2 protein-coding genes are annotated in these 467 nt (G+C 61.9%); both read left to right on the top strand.

What is annotated here, in order from left to right; genetic code table 11:
* Positions 1-247 (top strand): DUF427 domain-containing protein (locus EN885_RS33145; RefSeq protein ID WP_128335266.1); only part of this gene is annotated, 247 nt, incomplete at its 5' end.
* Between the two features lie 89 nt (positions 248-336).
* A partial coding sequence (locus EN885_RS33140; RefSeq protein WP_128335265.1) for an SDR family NAD(P)-dependent oxidoreductase occupies positions 337-467 on the top strand: 131 nt, incomplete at its 3' end.

Raw genomic sequence — 467 nt, 5'->3', positions numbered from 1 at the left:
GCTCGATATGTTCGCGCCCAGCCGCTACATTTCGCGCTGTCCTTACAAGGGCATCTCCAACTATTATCACGTGACGACCAAGGCCAAGCGTCACGAGAACCTGGTCTGGTATTATCCCGAGCCGGTGCACGAGGCGGAGCGCATCAAGGGGCTGGTCTGCTTCCACCACGAACTGGTCGACAAGATCCTGGTCGATGGCGTCGAAATCCCGAAGGAAGCCACGGCCGCGTCGAGCGGTTATTTCTGAGTATCGACGCCGCTTGAGCCATTTGCGCGCGAGCGCTTGATCGAAGCACGGCTCAGCGCATACCCTCCCTGGGCCAGGGAGGGCACTCGATGGATCTTTTCAAACTGAACGGCGATGTCGCGCTGGTCACCGGCGCCGGCAGCGGCATCGGCCAGGCAATCGCGATCGGACTGGCCGAGGCAGGCGCCGACGTCGCCTGTTTCGGCCATGCATCGAAGGG

The sequence above is a fragment of the Mesorhizobium sp. M6A.T.Cr.TU.014.01.1.1 genome (genome assembly GCF_004022765.1).
Lineage (GTDB): Bacteria > Pseudomonadota > Alphaproteobacteria > Rhizobiales > Rhizobiaceae > Mesorhizobium > Mesorhizobium mediterraneum.
This window is presented reverse-complemented; position numbering and strand designations above follow the sequence as displayed.